A 14,748-nucleotide genomic window follows, 5' to 3' on the forward strand; every position below is an offset into this window, starting at 1 on the left:
TCCGCCGGGCGAGGCAAGGCTTTCGGATCGTTCCAAACTTCGGCGGAAGGGGGTGCGATAAAGCGCCTCGCGCGCGGGGCCGGCACCGCGGCGTGAACCCTTCCCCGGCCGGTAAGGAGCTGGCGGCCACCGAAGTTCGCGAGCCGGGAACAGGCGGATTGTTTACCGGACCTGACGTTCAATGGCCGCAGCCGTCTCTGCCCGATGCGGAGGCCAAACGGGGACGAATGGGCTTGAGGCGGATCGACACGCTCGACGGCTTGCGCGGTGTCGCGGCGATCTTCGTCCTGTTCTGGCACTACCAGCATTTCTACTACCCGGCGGCCGAGGTGCTGCCCTCCGCCGCCGCACTCGCGCAGCAGCCGCTCCACGCACTGCTCGCGCCCGCCTATGGCTACGGATGGGCCGGGGTGCAGGTCTTCTGGGCGATCTCGGGCTTCGTGCTCGGCTATGTCTATCTGGAGGGCGAGCCGGTCGGCAAAGCCGATTTCGCCGTGCGCCGCGTCGCCCGGCTCTACCCCTTGCACCTTGCGACGCTGATCCTCGTCGCAGTGCTGCAGGCGACGAGCCTGCGGGCCTTCGGTCACTACGAGATCTACGGCAACAACGACGCCTGGCACTTCCTGCAGCACCTGGTCTTCGCCTCCAACTGGAGCCCCGGAGCGGGCTTCTCGTTCAACGGGCCGATCTGGTCGGTGTCGATGGAGGTGCTCGTCTACGCCGTGTTCGTCATGCTTCTGCCGCTGTTGCGCTCCCGGCCGCCGTTGGTCTGGCCCCTCGCCGCTGTGTGCCTGGCGCTGGCCGTCCTCATCCCGGACGTCCTCCCCCTGGTCTGTGCGACCTTCTTCTTCGCCGGCACGGGCATACGGGTTCTCCTGGCTGCGCTGCGCACCCGCGGCCAGGCGATGGGGCTTGTTGCCATCGGCGGTGCAATGGCGCTGACAGGGATAGCGACCGCAGGCGGCAGCGCCTGGATCGAGGCGCTGGCGGTCGGCCTCGTGCTCGTCCTCGGAGCGCTCGACGCCCTCTTTCCGCTCCGCTCGCGCGCCCTGCGCTGGCTCGGGGACGTCTCCTATCCGATCTACCTGCTGCACGTACCGACGCAGATCGTCCTGCTCATGGCCTTCGATGCGGGTCTCCTGCCACGAAGCATCGTCGGGACCGCGTGGTTCCCCATGGCCTGGCTGGCCTTGCTCCTGCTCCTCGCCGACTGCGTGCACCGCGGCCTCGAGCAGCCGGCCCGCGCGGCCATCCAGCGCTGGTGGCGCGGCGGCACGGCGCATGATCCGGCGAGCGGAAGGACCAGCCGGGCCCGGTGACGGAGGAACGTCGCGTCGTATCGTCCGCGCGTTCCGCAGCGGCAGCACGGCGCCGGTCCAGGCAATGGCGATCGACAGACGATCGCCGGCTTGTGGACGGCTCGACCAGGATAAGGATTTACGAAAAGATGGCGCGAGTGACGGGGCTCGAACCCGCGACCTCCGGCGTGACAGGCCGGCACTCTAACCGACTGAGCTACACCCGCGCTTGGCGCCGCGTGGCAGCGGCGTGAGGGGTCGTTTAAGGAAGCCCCCGATTCCTGTCAAGCAGTTCGTGGCGCATGCCGAAAAAGATGCGAGGGCGGGTTCCGGAGCGGCGCTTGCAGGCGTTGGACCGGTCGGCAGAACCGCCGCCCCACCTCCCGTGACGACCCGTGAAGGGGTCGGCACGCCGGGTCGAGCGGCGGGCCGCACCGGCAGTTGCGAAACGTGTGCCGCCGCTACCGGGCCGGCCCCGCCAGCAGGTAGGGCAGCGTCAGGCTGAGCGCCGGGAACAGCACGAGCAATGTCACACGCACGATCTCCGACAGGAAGAAGGGCACGACCCCCTTGAAGGTCTGCTTCATCGGCACGTCCGGGGCGAGCGAGTTGATGATGAAGACGTTCAGACCCACCGGCGGCGTGATCAGGCCGAGCTCGACCACCACCAGGATGATGATGCCGAACCAGATCTTCAGGTCGTCCGGGCTCATGCCGAAATCCAGCCCCGAGATCACCGGCCAGAAGAACGGCACCGCCAGGATCACCATCGACAGGCTGTCCATCAGGCACCCGAAGACGAGGAAGGCGAAGATCACCAGCACCATGATGGCATAGGGCGGCAGGCCGCTGGTCTGCAGGTATTCGGCCGCGGCTTGCGGCACGCCGGCCCGCGCCATGAAGATTTTCAGCAGCTCTGCGCCGAGCAGTATCAGGAAGATCATGCCGCTGGTGCGGGCCGTCTCGTAGAGCGACTCGATGAAGTCGCGCCAGTTCATCCGGCCGGTGACGAAGCCGAAGGCCGCGACGAGGAAGACGCCGACGGCGGCAGCCGGCGTCGGGTTGTAGAGGCCCGCATAGATGCCGCCGATCACGATCAGGAAGATCGCCGCGACCGGCAGCACCCCGACGAGGCCGGCGATCACCTCCTTGCGCGGCAGGTGGCTGCCCTCCGGGCCGGAGCCCGGCACGAAGCGGACGTAGATGCCGATGGTCAGCATGAACATCAGCGTCGCCAGGATGCCCGGGATCAGCGCGGCCGCGAACAGCGTGACGATGTTCGTCTCGACGATGACGGCATAGACGATCAGCACGACCGAGGGCGGGATCAGGATGCCGAGGGTGCCGCCGGCGGCGATCGTGCCGGTGGCGAGCGAGGGCGCGTATTTGTAGCGCCGGAGCTCCGGCAGCGCGACTCGGGCCATGGTTGAGGCGGTGGCCGTCGAGGAGCCCGACAGCGCACCGAAGCCGGCGCAGGCGGCGACCGCGGCCATCGCGACGCCGCCCCGGAACCGCCCGAGCAGCGCATTAGCGCCGCGGAAGAGATCCTGCGAAAGCCCGGAGCGCGCCGCGAGGCCGCCCATCAGGATGAACATCGGCAGGACCGTCAGGTCGTAGTTGGAGAACTGCGCGTAGGCGAGGTCCTTCAGCTGGTTCAGGAGGACCCTCGGTCCGGACTCGACGATGGTGCCGCCGATGCCGACGAGGATCATGGTGTAGGCGATCGGGACCCGCACCACGATCAGGAAGAGGAGCACGCCAAGCCCCAGGATGCCGAGGGTGATGTTGCCCATGGAACGCTACTCGATCGGCTGGCCGGTGAAGGGATGGACGTACGGCTCCTGCTTGCGCATCACGCGAACGCCGTCGACCAGCGTGACAAGGGCTGCGACGAACAGCAGGAAAAGCGAGAAGAGGATGGGCGGGAACGCCGTCCAGATCGGCAGCTTCAAGACCGGCGTCACCTCGGTGAAGCGCATGTAGCTCTGGAAGCCGAAATACATCTGGCGCAGGAGGAGGATCGAGAAGGCGACCGCGAACAGCGCCGAGAACATCGCCATCGCCGCCTTGGCCGGAGCGCTCATGCCCTCGGTAAAGATGTCCACCGTGACATTGGCGCCGGTCAGCTGGCAGTACGGCAGGAAGGTGAAGATGGCGATCGCCGTCATGTATTTGGCGAGCTCGTAGTCGGCTGCGAAAGGCGCGTCGAACAGGAGCTTGGCGAGCGCGCTGTAGGTGGTCAGCAGCGCGAGCGCAGTGATCAGCAGGCCGCCGAGAAGCGCCCAGTAGCGAATGGCTGCGGCAAGGATCATGACGATCCTTGCCGCGAGGCCCGTCGCGCCCGGCTGGGGAGCCGAAGCCTCCTGCGACATCAGCTGTACTTCGCGATGGTCTGGCGCGCGGTATCGACCAGCGCCCGTCCGTCGAGGTCCGGATGGTCGGCAATCCACTGCTCGATCACCGGTTCGAAGGCGTCGTTGAAGGTCTTCATCTCCGCTTCGGTCAGCACGATGTACTCGTTGCCCGAGTCGATCGCCTTCTTGATCCCGTCCTCGTCGTTCTGGCGCCAGACGGCGGCGCACTGGCGCAGCCAGTCCGGCCCGCAGTTGTTGGAGATCACCTCCTGCAGGTCCTCGGGCAGATCCTCCCAGACCCCCTCGTTCATCGACACCTGGAACGTCGTGTTGCCGAAGCGCGTCTTGTCCGGTCCCTCGATCTGGTACTGGGTGAAGTCCTGCAGCTGCAGCGCCGGGATGATCTCCCAGGGGATCAGCGCGCCATCGACCGCATGGGTGGAGAGCGCCTGCGGCAGGTCCGGCACCGGCATCGTCACTGGCGTCGCACCCATGGCCGCGACCACGGCGTTGCCGGTTGGTCCGGGCACGCGCAGCTTCTTGCCTTTGGTGTCGGCGATCGTGTGCACGGGCTCGGAGACCATGTGGATCGCCTGGCCGCCGTGGACGTGGAGGAAGAGGTTCTTCACGCCCTCGAAGTCGGGCGCGATATACTCCTCGAACATGTCGGCCATCGCGAGGTTCGTCGCCGCGATGTTGTTGGTGAAGATGGTCGGCAGCTCGAACACCTCGGTGCGCGGGAAGAGGCCCGGCGAGTAGCCGTTCACCACCCAGATGATGTCGACGATGCCATCGGCGGCCTGACGGAAGAGCTGGCCCGGCGAGCCGCCGAGCGACATCGACGGGTAGATGTCGATCTTGATGCGACCGTTCGAGTCGTCGGCGATCTTCTTCGCCCACGGCTCCATCATGCGCACCTGGGACGGCGCCTTCGGTCCCTGGAAGTGATGCATCTTCAGCGTCACCTCCGGCGTCTGCGCGAACGCGTTGCGGATGAACACGGGCGCGGCGAGAGCCCCTGCCCCGATCGTGAGAAAGTCACGTCTCTTCATTGAAGTCCTCCTCCTCCTGCTTCGTCCGGCACGATGGTGCCGTGATCGTCTCCCCCGCACGGCCAGCCGGTTGGTCGGCCGCCTCGCGTCAGTCTCCCGCTCCCCGCACCCGTGCGGCCGCGACCTGCGGCAGCAGGGTCTCGAAGTCCGTCCGATCGAAGTCCGCGGCTCCCACCGCGCCCATGCGATCCTGCACCTCGGCGATGGCCGACGCCAGAGCGCCGGACAGCCCCAGGGCGTCCAAGGTCGCCGCTGATTCCCGCATCTCCGCCGCGCGCCGGCGCCCATGCACCAAGGTGCGGTCGAATTGATACTGAGGGAACCGAGACCAATCCAGCCCGGTAAAGGAGCGCTCGAGCGACTCCCGCACGATCTCCAGACAGTCCGAGCGCTCGGCCGCGAGCAGCGTCTCGACGGTGATCGCCTCGAGCCCTTTCACGAAGACGCTGCGCACCATCTTCACCGCCGTGGCGCTACCCGGCTCGCTGCCGAGCAGGCGATAGTCGAAGTCGAGCCGGCGCAGTTCGGGCTCGACCGTTCCGGCCGCGGTGCCCGCGAGGAGCACCGGCGTGCGGTGCCGACGCGGCTCCACCGGCGCCATCACCGCCATGTCGACGTAATGCGCGCCGGAGCGTTCGATCGTCGCCGCATTGGAGCGCTTGCGCCCGGGCGAGACCGAATTGATGTCGAAGACCACCTGCCCTGCCCGCAGATGCAGCGCGATCGCCTCGGCCACCACGTGGCTCTGGTCCGCGGTTACGGCGGAAAAGATCCAGTCGGCCGGTGCCACGGCGGCCTCGGCCGACACTGCGGGCCGCACGCCGGCGGCGCAGACGCCGCGGGCGAAGGCGCCATCGGCACCCTCGCCCTCCATCAGCCGGTCGTAGGCCGTGAAGCGCAAGGACGGATCGATCGCCGCGAGGCTGCGGTGGAAGGCCCGTGCCGCCTCGCCGAACCCGATGAAGGCGATGAAGCCGACCATCAGAACACCACGCCGTCGAAGAGCTTGCGCGCCGTGCGCAGCACCGCGACGTCCTCGACCACGCGGGTGGTGCCCGGCCGGCCGAGGACCGTGAACTCGCCGGTCGGATGCTCGATCGAAAGCGCCTTGCGCCCCTCGCCGTGCGGCAGCACCGCCAGCCGCGCGGCCGGGCCCGCCTGCAGAAGGCAGGCGGTGCCGACACTGACGGCGGCGAAGACGCCGATGGCGCTGTGGCAGCGATGCGGGATGAAGCTGCGCGTGGAGATGCACCCGCCGGCGCTGGGCGCCGACACCAGCGTCATCTTCGGCACCGACTTCGCGGTGACGTCGCCGAGATTCATCATCGGCCCCGCCTGCAGGCGGATCGATTCAAGCCGCGCCTTCAGATCCTCGTTCGCGTCGAGGGCGTCGCAGGACTCTGCGCCGGTGATGCCGAAGTCTGACGCGGCGAGGATGACGCAGGGCATGCCGTTGTCGATCAGCGTCGCCTCGACGCCGTCGATCCTGTCGACCGCATTGCCGGTCGGCAGCAGCGCGCCGCAGGACGAGCCCTCGGTGTCCTCGAAGGCGAGCGGCACCGGCGCGGCCGTGCCGGGCACGCCGTCGATGCGCGCCTCGCCGCTGTAGTCCGGGCGGCCGCCCGGCGTGCGAACCGTCGCGACGGCGATCTGGCCGGTGTTGACCATGAAGATCCGCACCACCGTCTCGCCGTCCTGCGCGGCCACGAGGCCGCGCTCGATGGCGAAGGGGCCGATGCCCGCGAGGATGTTGCCGCAGTTCTGCGACTCCGTGACGATCGGCTTGTCGACGAAGACCTGCAGGAACAGGTAGTCGACATCCGCGTCAGAGCGCTCCGACCGGCTCACCACGGCGACCTTCGAGGTCAGCGGGTCGGCACCGCCGAGGCCGTCGATCTGGCGCGGGTCGGGCGAGCCCATCACCCGCAGCAGGAGCGCGTCGCGCGCCTCCTTGTCGGCCGGCAGATCGTCGGCGAGGAAGTAGCCGCCCTTCGAGGTGCCGCCCCGCATCCACATGCAGCGCACGCCGGTCGCAGCCGGCGCTTCGAGCGTCTCAGACATAGGTCAGGCCCTTCTCGGCCAGCCGTTCGCGCATCGCGTAGATGTCGAGGCCGAGTTCGCCGGCGGCCAGCCGCTTGCGCTTCTCCTCCTCGGCGGCGACACGCTTCTTCGCCGCCTCCAGCACGCTCGCCGCCGCCTCGCGCCGCACCACGCAGACGCCGTCATCGTCCGCCACGACGACATCGCCCGCATGGATCAGCGCGCCGGCGCAGACGACCGGCACGTTGACCGAGCCGAGCGTCTCCTTGACGGTGCCTTGCGCGAACACCGCCTTCGACCAGACCGGGAACTGCATCTCGGTGAGATCGCGCACGTCGCGCACGCCGGCATCGATGATCAGCCCGACGCCGCCGCGCGCCCGCGCCGAGGTCGCGAGGAGATCGCCGAAATAGCCGTCCTCGCAGGGACTGGTCGGTGCGAGCACGAGAATGTCGCCGGCCTGGAGCTGCTCGATCGCGACATGCAGCATCCAGTTGTCGCCCGGCGGCGCGGAGATCGTGACGGCCGAGGCGGCGAGCCGCGCGCCGGAATAGATCGGCCGCATGTAGGAGGCGAGCAGGCCCTGCCGGCCCTGCGCCTCGTGCACCGTGGCCACGCCGCATTCGGCAAGGCCTGCAATGGTGGCCGCGTCGGCGCGCGGAACGGTCTGCACGACGGTCGCCATCAGAGTTCGTCCACCGTGCGTGGAAAGATCGACTGGAAGGCCTCGGCATACTTCGCCTCGCGCCCGCCGGCCTGACCGCCGGAGTTGCGGCGGAACTGGTTGGCGCGGTTCTCGGCGACATTGGTGTAGTAGTGCCAGAGGTGCTGCTGGCCCTCCATGCACTCGATCGCCGCCTTCTTGGCCTCCCAGACCTCGGTGATGTCGAGGATGGTGTCGGGCTTCCAGCCGCACTGCTCGGTCTGGTGCGGCTCGAACAGATAAAGCTGCGGGGCGCCGAGCACCGTCTGGCCCGGCTCGTGGCCCCAGGCCTGGGCGACCATGCGGGTCTCCAGCGCGACCTTCGTCGCGTAGGGGTGATCGGTGTTGTACGGGTCGTCCAGCGAGTGCGACAGCATGAAGGCCGGCTGCACCTTGCGGATCACGTCGACGAGGCGGAATTTCGCCTCGCGGTCGAGCTCGAGCGGATAGTCGCCGCAGTCGAAGAACTGGATGTCGGCGACCCCGAGCGCCCGGGCCGCGTTCTCCGCCTCGGTCCGCCGCGCGGCCTTGACGCCCTCGAGCGTGGCGTCCGATGCCTTCCAGAGCTTGGCGCTCTCGCCGCGCTCGCCATAGGACAGGCAGACGACGGTGACGTCGTAGCCGCGCTTGCCGTGCAGCGCGATGGCGCCGCCGCAGCGCCAGACGAAGTCGGCCGAATGAGCGCTGATCACCAGCGCGGTCTTGTTCGCCATCTCTCAGGTCCTCCCGGTCTTGGCCGCGCCCGGATCGACGGGCGGCGTGCCGTGGGTGTGGAAGCTCTCGATCGTCTTCAGGCCCCAGGCCTGGCCCTTCCGGCGCTCGGCCTCGGTCCAGGTGACCGGCTGCCAGTCCGGCCGCAGGATCAGCCGCGCGCCGGCATTGGCGACCTCGACGCGGTTGCCGGCGGGCTCGTAGACGTAGAGGAAGAAGGTCTGCTGGATCGCGTGCTTGTGCGGTCCGGTCTCGATGAAGACGCCGTTCTCGAGAAAGATGTCGGCGGCGCGCAGCACGTCCTCGCGGCTGTCCACCGCGTAGGTGACGTGGTGAAACCGCGCCTGCCCGCCCGAATGGTCCTCGGTGAAGGCGACGTCGTAGCCCTTGTTGTTGACGGTGAACCAGCAACCGCCCAGCCGGCCGTTGTCGAGCTGGATCTGCTCGGTCACCCGGCTGCCGAGCGCGCCGACCATGAAGTCGCGGATCTTCGACACGTCGCGGGCGAGAAGGTTGAAGTGGTCGAGCCGGCGCACCGCGACGCCGCGGCCGTGATAGCGCTGGGCGATGTTCTTCAGCGCCGGCCTTTCCGCCTCGGGCGCGACGTAGTCGACGGTGTCGTAATAGAGCTCGAAGACGTGGCCGTCCGGGTCGTGGAAGCGGTAGGCCGGGCCGTGCCCGAGGTCGCCGTCCACCCAGCCGATGCCGCAGCCCATCGCCTCGATCGCAGCGACGCGCCGTTCGAGCGCGGCCGGCGAGGACGCACGGTAGCCGACATGGCCCATGCCGGTGCTCTTCGAGGCGGTGAGCTTGAGCGTGTGGAACTCGTAGTCGTCCCAGGCCCTGAGATAGACCGAGTCGCCCTCGCGGCCGCTCTCCGTCAGCCCGTAGACGTTGACGAAGAAGTCGAGGCTCGCCTCCGGCTTGTCCGTGTAGATCTCGACATGCCCGAGATGGGCGACGTCGTAGCAGGGCTCGTTCATCGTCCCCGTTCCTCCCTTATTGCCTCGCCGCCCGGTCAGGGTCGGATGCGGATCTCGACGAGCGCGTGGCGTTTATTCTCCCGCACCTGGCGGATCGCCTCGGTGAGCACGCCCGGCAGTGCGTCGCCCTCGTCGACCCGGGCCGTCCAGGCGCGGCTCGCCTCGGCGACCTTGGTGAAGTCGGGCGTCGGCTCCAGCGAGGTGAGCGGCATCGTGTTAGCCTTGGCGGCATAGCCGTCCGGATAGACGCCGAGGACCGACTGGCGCACCGCACCCCACTCCCGATTGTTGAGGACGAGGACCAGCAGAGGCAGGCCAAGCGCCTCGGCGATTTGATGGCAGGCGACCGGATTGGCGAACATGTAGGAGCCGTCGCCCATCGTCGCGACGATCAGCCTGTCCCGGTTCGCGAGTTGCATGCCGAGACCTGCCGGGAACGCCCAGCCGAGCCCGCCGGAATGCGGTTCCTGGAACCAGCTGCCTGGCGTGCGGAGCTCCAGCGGATCGAGCGGACAGCCGAGCTCGGAGAGCACGGTCGCGTCATGATCCGCGATGGCCTCCGAGAGGCAGTGGCTCACATAAGCCTTCGTCATCAGCCCGTCGCGCCCGGCCAGTGCCGCGGCGCGGACCTTGTCGCGGGTTGCCGCGTTGGCCGCGGCGATTCGTTCGCGCCGCTCCGGCGCGCGGTCCGGCAGAGCGTGAGCGTCGAGCGCAGCCGCCAGTGCGAGCATGGCGTCGCCGGTCTCCCCGGTCAGCGCGAGGTCGACGCGGAAGTTGCGCACGGGGAAGCGGGCGTAGAGCGGATCCGGTCCGAGATGGATCACCTTGGCGCCGGGCTTCAGCGCATGGATCTCGGGCGACCACGGCGCGAGGCAGTCGATCACCGCGATGACGTCGGCCTCGGCGAGGAGCTGGCCTGGATCGGAGCCCGCGGCCATCGGATGGTCCGTGGCGACTCCGAGCTGGATCGCCCAATACTGCGACACCGCAATGCCCCAGCGGTCGGCGAGATCGGCAAGCGCGCCGAACGCCTCGGTCGTTCCTGCGCCGCGCTGGACGATGATCAGCGGGCTCTCGGCCTTCGCCAAAAGGGCCGCGGCCTCGGCGACCGCCTGCGGGTGAGGTGCAGTGTGCGCCGGGGCGATGCTCGACCCGCCGGCATCGGGATCGGGCGCCGCGCAGGTGCCGCACAGCACCTCGCGCGGCAGGCTCACATAGACCGGTCCCTTTGGCGTCGAGTTCGCCACGGCATGGGCGCGGTCGACCACCTCGGCGGCCTGTTCGGCGAATTTCAGCTCGTAGTCCCACTTCGTGGCCTCGCGCACGAGCGCTGCCTGGTCGCGCATCTCCTGGCCCCAGCCGATCGGCACGGTGCGCGCGCCGAGACGGCCGGATTCCAGCACCGGCGTGCGGCCTGACATCAGGAGGACGGGGACATGCTCGGTGGCGGCGTTGATCGCACCGATCGCGCAGTTGGCGAGCCCGACATTGGTGTGGGCCATCACGCACTGCGCCCGGCCCGTCGCGAGGAAGTACCCATGCGCCATGCCCATCGCGGCATTTTCGTGCGGGATCACCACGGCCTGCGGCAACGGCACGTCCTTGGCCATTGCCTCGGCGAGGCCCTCGATGATCGGCGGGAAGTCGGTGCCGGAATTGGCGAAGATGTAGTCGACGCCGACCGTCTTCAGGCGTCCGAGGAGCACGGCGCCCGCCGTCATCTCGCTCGAAGTCGTCTGTCGCATGCCTCCGGCCCTCCCCGGCCTTGCGCGTGCCCGACATCGCCTCGCGGCTCGTCCCGGCGTTCCTGACGAAGCGAGCCTCCTCCGCCCGGTCTTCTCAGCCTGGCGTCACGCGCCCTTCAGCCTCAGACCTACGGCCCGCGGGTCGATGAGACAAATGAGATTAATTTGGCTTTTCATGCATGCAGCACATCAAACGACGCCCGACGTCATTGCTCGGCGACGATGGCGCCGACGCTCGTCCTCGGCCTTGAAGCCTGCTGCGACGAGGGCGAGCAAGGCATCGGCGGCCGTGGACAGCGGCACGCCTTTGCGCGACAGGATGCCGAGGGGGCGGGAGAGCGACGGGTTGCGGAGCGGACGCGTGACGATCCCCTCCGGCTGCGAAGCGGCGAGCGCGAACTCCGGCAGGATGGCCAGTGCCAGCCCGGCGCGCACGAAGCTCACCGCGGTGGTGAGGTGCTGGACCTCGTATTGCCAGCGCACACTCTCACGCAGGGTGCCGAGCGCCTCGTCGATCAGCGCGCGATTGCCGGTCTGCCGGCCGACGCGGACGACCGGCGCATCGCCGAGATCGGACCAGCAGACGTTCTCCTGTTTCGCCAGCGGATGCTCGCTCGGGCAGGCGATCAAGAAACTCTCTTTGAGGAGCGGCGTGATCTCCAGATCGAAGCGGGCTGCCGACACCATGGTGATGCCGAACTCCGCCTCGCCTGTCTGCACCGCCTCGGTGATCTCGGCGGCCGAATGGTCGAGGACGTGCAGCGCGACGTCCGGATGGGTCGCTGCAAACCGCGCGAGCATGCCCGGCAGGACGTTGGTGGCAAGCGTCGGCAGGCAGCCGATGGTCAGGTGCTGCTGGCGCTCCCTGCCCTTGGCACGAAGGCTCTCGAAGGTGCCGTCGAGGTCGGTCAGGATGCGGCGGGCCGTCGGCAGGAGCTCGACCCCCGCCGGCGTCAGCGACACCTGGCGGGTGGTGCGCGCCAAGAGCTTGACGCCGAGATCCTCCTCCAGCTTGCGCATCCTGTGGCTGAGGGCGGTCTGCGACAGGTTCAGGTGGGCGGCAGCCCGGTGAAAACTGCCGCGGTCGGCGATGCAAAAGAAGGCCTCGAGGCCAAGAAGATCGACACGCATTGAACACCTGATTGATGAGGCAGGTGCATCAATGTTCCAAAAGCCTTCAATTGCTTCAAGCGGCACGCTGTGACTGAATGCCCGCGAATTTGGAGGAGGAGATTTTCCATGGACATCGGTCTTCTGATTGCCGGCGAAGAGCGCGGTGCCGTCGCCGGCGCGACCTATGAGCGGCACGACCCGGTCACCGGCACCGTGGCGACCACAGCGGCGGCCGGGAAAGTCGAGGATGCGCTGGCGGCCGTAGATGCGGCGGCGGCCGCCTTCCCGGCCTGGAGCCAGCTCGGCCCGACGGAGCGCCGGCGTCTGCTGCTCGCCGCGGCCGACGCGATGGAGGCGCGGCGGGACACCTTCGCGCAGCTGATGACCGCCGAGATCGGGGCGACCGGTCCCTGGGCCGGCTTCAACGTGATGCTGGCCGCCAGCATGCTGCGCGAGGCGGCGGCGCTGACGACGCAGCTGACCGGCCAGGTGATCCCGACGGACAAGCCGGGCTGCCTCTCGATGGCGATGGTCCGTCCCGCCGGCGTGGTGCTCGGCATCGCGCCCTGGAACGCGCCGGTGATCCTGGCGACCCGCGCCCTCGCCACCCCCCTCGCCTGTGGCAATACGGTGATCCTCAAGGCCTCCGAAGCCTGCCCGGGCACCCACCAGCTGATCGGCAAGGTGCTGGTCGAGGCCGGCATCCCGAAGGGCGTGGTCAACGTCGTGACCAATGCGCCCGCCGACGCGCCGGAGGTGGTGGCGGCACTGATCGAGGCACCGGCGGTCAAGCGGATTTCCTTCACCGGCTCGACCAAGGTCGGCCGGATCATCGCCGAGACGGCGGCGCGCCACCTGAAGCCGGTGCTGCTCGAGCTCGGCGGCAAGGCCCCGCTGATCGTGCTCGACGACGCCGACATCGACGCGGCAGTGAATGCTGCCGCTTTCGGCGCCTTCGCCAATCAGGGTCAGATCTGCATGTCGACCGAGCGGCTGATCGTCGACGCGCGCGTCGCCGACGCCTTCGTCGAGAAGCTCTCGGCCAAGGCGAAGGCGCTGCCGTCCGGCAATCCGCGCGGCCATGTGGTGCTAGGCGCGTTGGTCGACGAGGGCGCGGCGGCGCGCATGGACGAGCTGATCGCCGATGCGACGCAGAAGGGCGCCAAACTCGTCGCCGGCGGCACGCGCGACGGCGCCATCGTTCCGGCCACCCTCCTCGACGGCGTCTCGCCGCAGATGCGCATCTATGCCGAGGAGAGCTTCGGCCCGGTGAAGTCGATCATCCGCGTCGACGGCGAGGACGAGGCGGTGCGCGTCGCGAACGACACCGAATACGGTCTCTCCTCCGCCGTCTTCAGCCGCGACATCCAGCGCGCGATGCGGGTCGCAGAGCGCCTGGAAACCGGCATCTGCCACATCAACGGCCCGACGGTGCACGACGAGGCGCAGATCCCGTTCGGCGGCGTCAAGGCGAGCGGCTACGGCCGCTTCGGCGGACGCTGGGGCATCGAGTTTTTCACCGAGACGCGCTGGATCACGGTCGAGGACCCGCACCAGCACTATCCCTTCTAGGCGAGCTGACGTCGCGAGGTTTTCTGGCGACTTTGCGACGTCGTTGCCTCACGGCCGGCCACAAGCTGCGGCATCGGTCATTGCCCAGGCGCCGCCCGAGGTCACCGCGCTCGGCGCGGCTTGAAGGTTGCTGTGCACTGGCTGGTGCCGGTTGAGGGGATTGAACCCCCGACCTTCGGTTTACAAAACCGCTGCTCTACCGCTGAGCTAAACCGGCCCGACCCGCGACTAGCACGAAAGCGGCGGCGAAGGCAGCGGGAAATTCCGGGCGCGCGCTTGCGGATCCAGCGGCTCCACTCCGCGCCGCCGGCTGCCGCCCGCGGCGCGTCGTCGCCTCAACTATCGCCCCCCGCTCGGCTGTGCTAGCCAGAGCCCGTCCAGCGTTCCCCGGGAGGCTCATGCCGACCTCGTTCACCTCCATCGCCTTCGTGGCCAGCGACGCGCCCGAGGCGCAGGACGCCGCGCGGCGGCTGGCCGCCCTCTACGGCAACGACCGGCCGGAGGACTCCGACATCGTCGTCGCCCTCGGCGGCGATGGCTTCATGCTGCAGACGCTGCATCGCTTCATGGCGAGCGGCAAGCCGATCTACGGCATGAACAAGGGCACCGTCGGCTTCCTGATGAACGACTTCCGGGAGGAGGATCTGCGCGAGCGGCTGGAGGGCGCGGTGCGCAACGAGATCCGCCCGCTCGAGATGCATGCGCGCGATTGCGACGGCGAGCATCACCAGGCGCTGGCGATCAACGAGGTGTCGGTGTTTCGCCAGTCGCACCAGGCGGCGCGCCTGCGCATCAGCATCGACGGCAAGGTGCGGCTCGACGATCTCGCCTGCGACGGCGTCCTGGTTGCGACGCCGGCCGGCTCGACCGCCTACAATCTGTCCGCGCAAGGGCCAATCATCCCGATCGATGCGCCGCTGCTCGCCCTGACCCCGGTCAGCCCCTTCCGCCCCCGCCGCTGGCGGGGCGCGCTGCTGCCGAACCGACAGGTGGTGACGATCGACGCGCTCGAGGCCGACAAGCGGCCGCTGAACGCGGTCGCCGACCACATGGAGGTGAAGTCGATCACCACCGTGACGGTGCGCGAATCGGCGAGCGTGACGGCGACGATCCTTTTCGACCGCGACCACTCCTGGGACGAGCGGATCCTCGCCGAGCAATTCCGCTACTGAGCTTC

General features: G+C 68.7%; 13 protein-coding genes and 2 tRNA genes. 3 read left to right on the top strand and 12 right to left on the bottom strand.

The window, feature by feature from the left end; all coding sequences use genetic code 11:
* The first annotated feature begins 233 nt into the window (after nt 1–233).
* Nucleotides 234–1,319 carry an acyltransferase family protein gene (locus tag NPA30_RS10840; protein WP_256802685.1) on the top strand — a complete coding sequence of 362 codons (1,086 nt, stop codon included), beginning with the start codon at nt 234–236 and terminating at the stop codon, nt 1,317–1,319.
* 129 nt (nt 1,320–1,448) lie between these two features.
* Here the strand turns inward: NPA30_RS10840 and NPA30_RS10845 are convergent.
* The 11 genes from NPA30_RS10845 to NPA30_RS10895 all read right to left on the bottom strand — a co-directional run bounded on the left by NPA30_RS10845 (nt 1,449) and on the right by NPA30_RS10895 (nt 12,017).
* Nucleotides 1,449–1,525: transfer RNA gene (locus tag NPA30_RS10845), tRNA-Asp, on the bottom strand.
* Between the two features lie 234 nt (nt 1,526–1,759).
* Entirely contained in the window at nt 1,760–3,091 is a 1,332-nt protein-coding gene (locus tag NPA30_RS10850) for a TRAP transporter large permease (protein ID WP_256802686.1), read from the bottom strand.
* 6 nt (nt 3,092–3,097) lie between these two features.
* On the bottom strand, nt 3,098–3,670 hold the full coding sequence (locus NPA30_RS10855) for a TRAP transporter small permease (RefSeq protein ID WP_256802687.1): 573 nt from the start codon (nt 3,668–3,670) through the stop codon (nt 3,098–3,100).
* Nucleotides 3,670–4,704, bottom strand: coding sequence for a TRAP transporter substrate-binding protein (locus tag NPA30_RS10860; protein ID WP_256802688.1), 1,035 nt, complete (start codon nt 4,702–4,704; stop codon nt 3,670–3,672). The genes NPA30_RS10855 and NPA30_RS10860 overlap by 1 nt, the downstream gene beginning before the upstream one ends.
* 88 nt (nt 4,705–4,792) lie before the next feature.
* On the bottom strand, nt 4,793–5,686 hold the full coding sequence (locus NPA30_RS10865) for an NAD(P)-dependent oxidoreductase (protein WP_256802689.1): 894 nt from the start codon (nt 5,684–5,686) through the stop codon (nt 4,793–4,795).
* Complete coding sequence (locus NPA30_RS10870) at nt 5,686–6,765, bottom strand: 4-oxalomesaconate tautomerase (protein WP_256802690.1); 1,080 nt, start codon at nt 6,763–6,765, stop codon at nt 5,686–5,688. The genes NPA30_RS10865 and NPA30_RS10870 overlap by 1 nt, the downstream gene beginning before the upstream one ends.
* Entirely contained in the window at nt 6,758–7,429 is a 672-nt protein-coding gene (locus NPA30_RS10875; RefSeq protein WP_256802691.1) for a 4-carboxy-4-hydroxy-2-oxoadipate aldolase/oxaloacetate decarboxylase, read from the bottom strand. Before NPA30_RS10875 ends, NPA30_RS10870 begins: the two co-directional genes overlap by 8 nt.
* Nucleotides 7,429–8,160: a PIG-L deacetylase family protein gene (locus tag NPA30_RS10880; protein ID WP_256802692.1), complete on the bottom strand. Its 732-nt coding sequence runs from the start codon at nt 8,158–8,160 to the stop codon at nt 7,429–7,431. Before NPA30_RS10880 ends, NPA30_RS10875 begins: the two co-directional genes overlap by 1 nt.
* 3 nt (nt 8,161–8,163) lie before the next feature.
* On the bottom strand, nt 8,164–9,141 hold the full coding sequence (locus NPA30_RS10885) for a catechol 2,3-dioxygenase (RefSeq protein ID WP_256802693.1): 978 nt from the start codon (nt 9,139–9,141) through the stop codon (nt 8,164–8,166).
* 35 nt (nt 9,142–9,176) lie between these two features.
* Complete coding sequence (locus NPA30_RS10890; protein WP_256802694.1) at nt 9,177–10,886, bottom strand: thiamine pyrophosphate-requiring protein; 1,710 nt, start codon at nt 10,884–10,886, stop codon at nt 9,177–9,179.
* Between the two features lie 189 nt (nt 10,887–11,075).
* Complete coding sequence (locus tag NPA30_RS10895; RefSeq protein WP_256802695.1) at nt 11,076–12,017, bottom strand: LysR family transcriptional regulator; 942 nt, start codon at nt 12,015–12,017, stop codon at nt 11,076–11,078.
* Nucleotides 12,018–12,125: 108 nt separating this feature from the next.
* On the opposite strand from NPA30_RS10895, the gene NPA30_RS10900 reads away from it, so the two are divergent.
* Entirely contained in the window at nt 12,126–13,571 is a 1,446-nt protein-coding gene (locus tag NPA30_RS10900; protein WP_256802696.1) for an aldehyde dehydrogenase, read from the top strand.
* Nucleotides 13,572–13,713: 142 nt separating this feature from the next.
* Here the strand turns inward: NPA30_RS10900 and NPA30_RS10905 are convergent.
* Nucleotides 13,714–13,788: transfer RNA gene (locus tag NPA30_RS10905), tRNA-Thr, on the bottom strand.
* A 181-nt stretch (nt 13,789–13,969) separates the two neighbouring features.
* On the opposite strand from NPA30_RS10905, the gene NPA30_RS10910 reads away from it, so the two are divergent.
* A complete protein-coding gene (locus tag NPA30_RS10910; protein WP_256802697.1) occupies nt 13,970–14,743 on the top strand; it encodes an NAD kinase in 774 nt (257 codons plus the stop codon).
* Nucleotides 14,744–14,748 lie beyond the last annotated feature (5 nt).

Origin of the sequence: Mangrovibrevibacter kandeliae (assembly GCF_024519155.1) — a bacterium.
In the GTDB taxonomy this organism is placed as follows: domain Bacteria; phylum Pseudomonadota; class Alphaproteobacteria; order Rhizobiales; family Rhizobiaceae; genus Mangrovibrevibacter; species Mangrovibrevibacter kandeliae.

Bases quoted from the DNA above. Each gene is read 5' to 3' on its own strand.
- NPA30_RS10850 (WP_256802686.1), bottom strand. From the start codon at position 3,091: ATGGGCAACATCACCCTCGGCATCCTGGGGCTTGGCGTGCTCCTCTTC.
- NPA30_RS10910 (WP_256802697.1), top strand. From the start codon at position 13,970: ATGCCGACCTCGTTCACCTCCATCGCCTTCGTGGCCAGCGACGCGCCC.
- NPA30_RS10875 (WP_256802691.1), bottom strand. From the start codon at position 7,429: ATGGCGACCGTCGTGCAGACCGTTCCGCGCGCCGACGCGGCCACCATT.
- NPA30_RS10880 (WP_256802692.1), bottom strand. From the start codon at position 8,160: ATGGCGAACAAGACCGCGCTGGTGATCAGCGCTCATTCGGCCGACTTC.
- NPA30_RS10900 (WP_256802696.1), top strand. From the start codon at position 12,126: ATGGACATCGGTCTTCTGATTGCCGGCGAAGAGCGCGGTGCCGTCGCC.
- NPA30_RS10870 (WP_256802690.1), bottom strand. From the start codon at position 6,765: ATGTCTGAGACGCTCGAAGCGCCGGCTGCGACCGGCGTGCGCTGCATG.
- NPA30_RS10895 (WP_256802695.1), bottom strand. From the start codon at position 12,017: ATGCGTGTCGATCTTCTTGGCCTCGAGGCCTTCTTTTGCATCGCCGAC.
- NPA30_RS10885 (WP_256802693.1), bottom strand. From the start codon at position 9,141: ATGAACGAGCCCTGCTACGACGTCGCCCATCTCGGGCATGTCGAGATC.
- NPA30_RS10860 (WP_256802688.1), bottom strand. From the start codon at position 4,704: ATGAAGAGACGTGACTTTCTCACGATCGGGGCAGGGGCTCTCGCCGCG.
- NPA30_RS10855 (WP_256802687.1), bottom strand. From the start codon at position 3,670: ATGTCGCAGGAGGCTTCGGCTCCCCAGCCGGGCGCGACGGGCCTCGCG.
- NPA30_RS10890 (WP_256802694.1), bottom strand. From the start codon at position 10,886: ATGCGACAGACGACTTCGAGCGAGATGACGGCGGGCGCCGTGCTCCTC.
- NPA30_RS10865 (WP_256802689.1), bottom strand. From the start codon at position 5,686: ATGGTCGGCTTCATCGCCTTCATCGGGTTCGGCGAGGCGGCACGGGCC.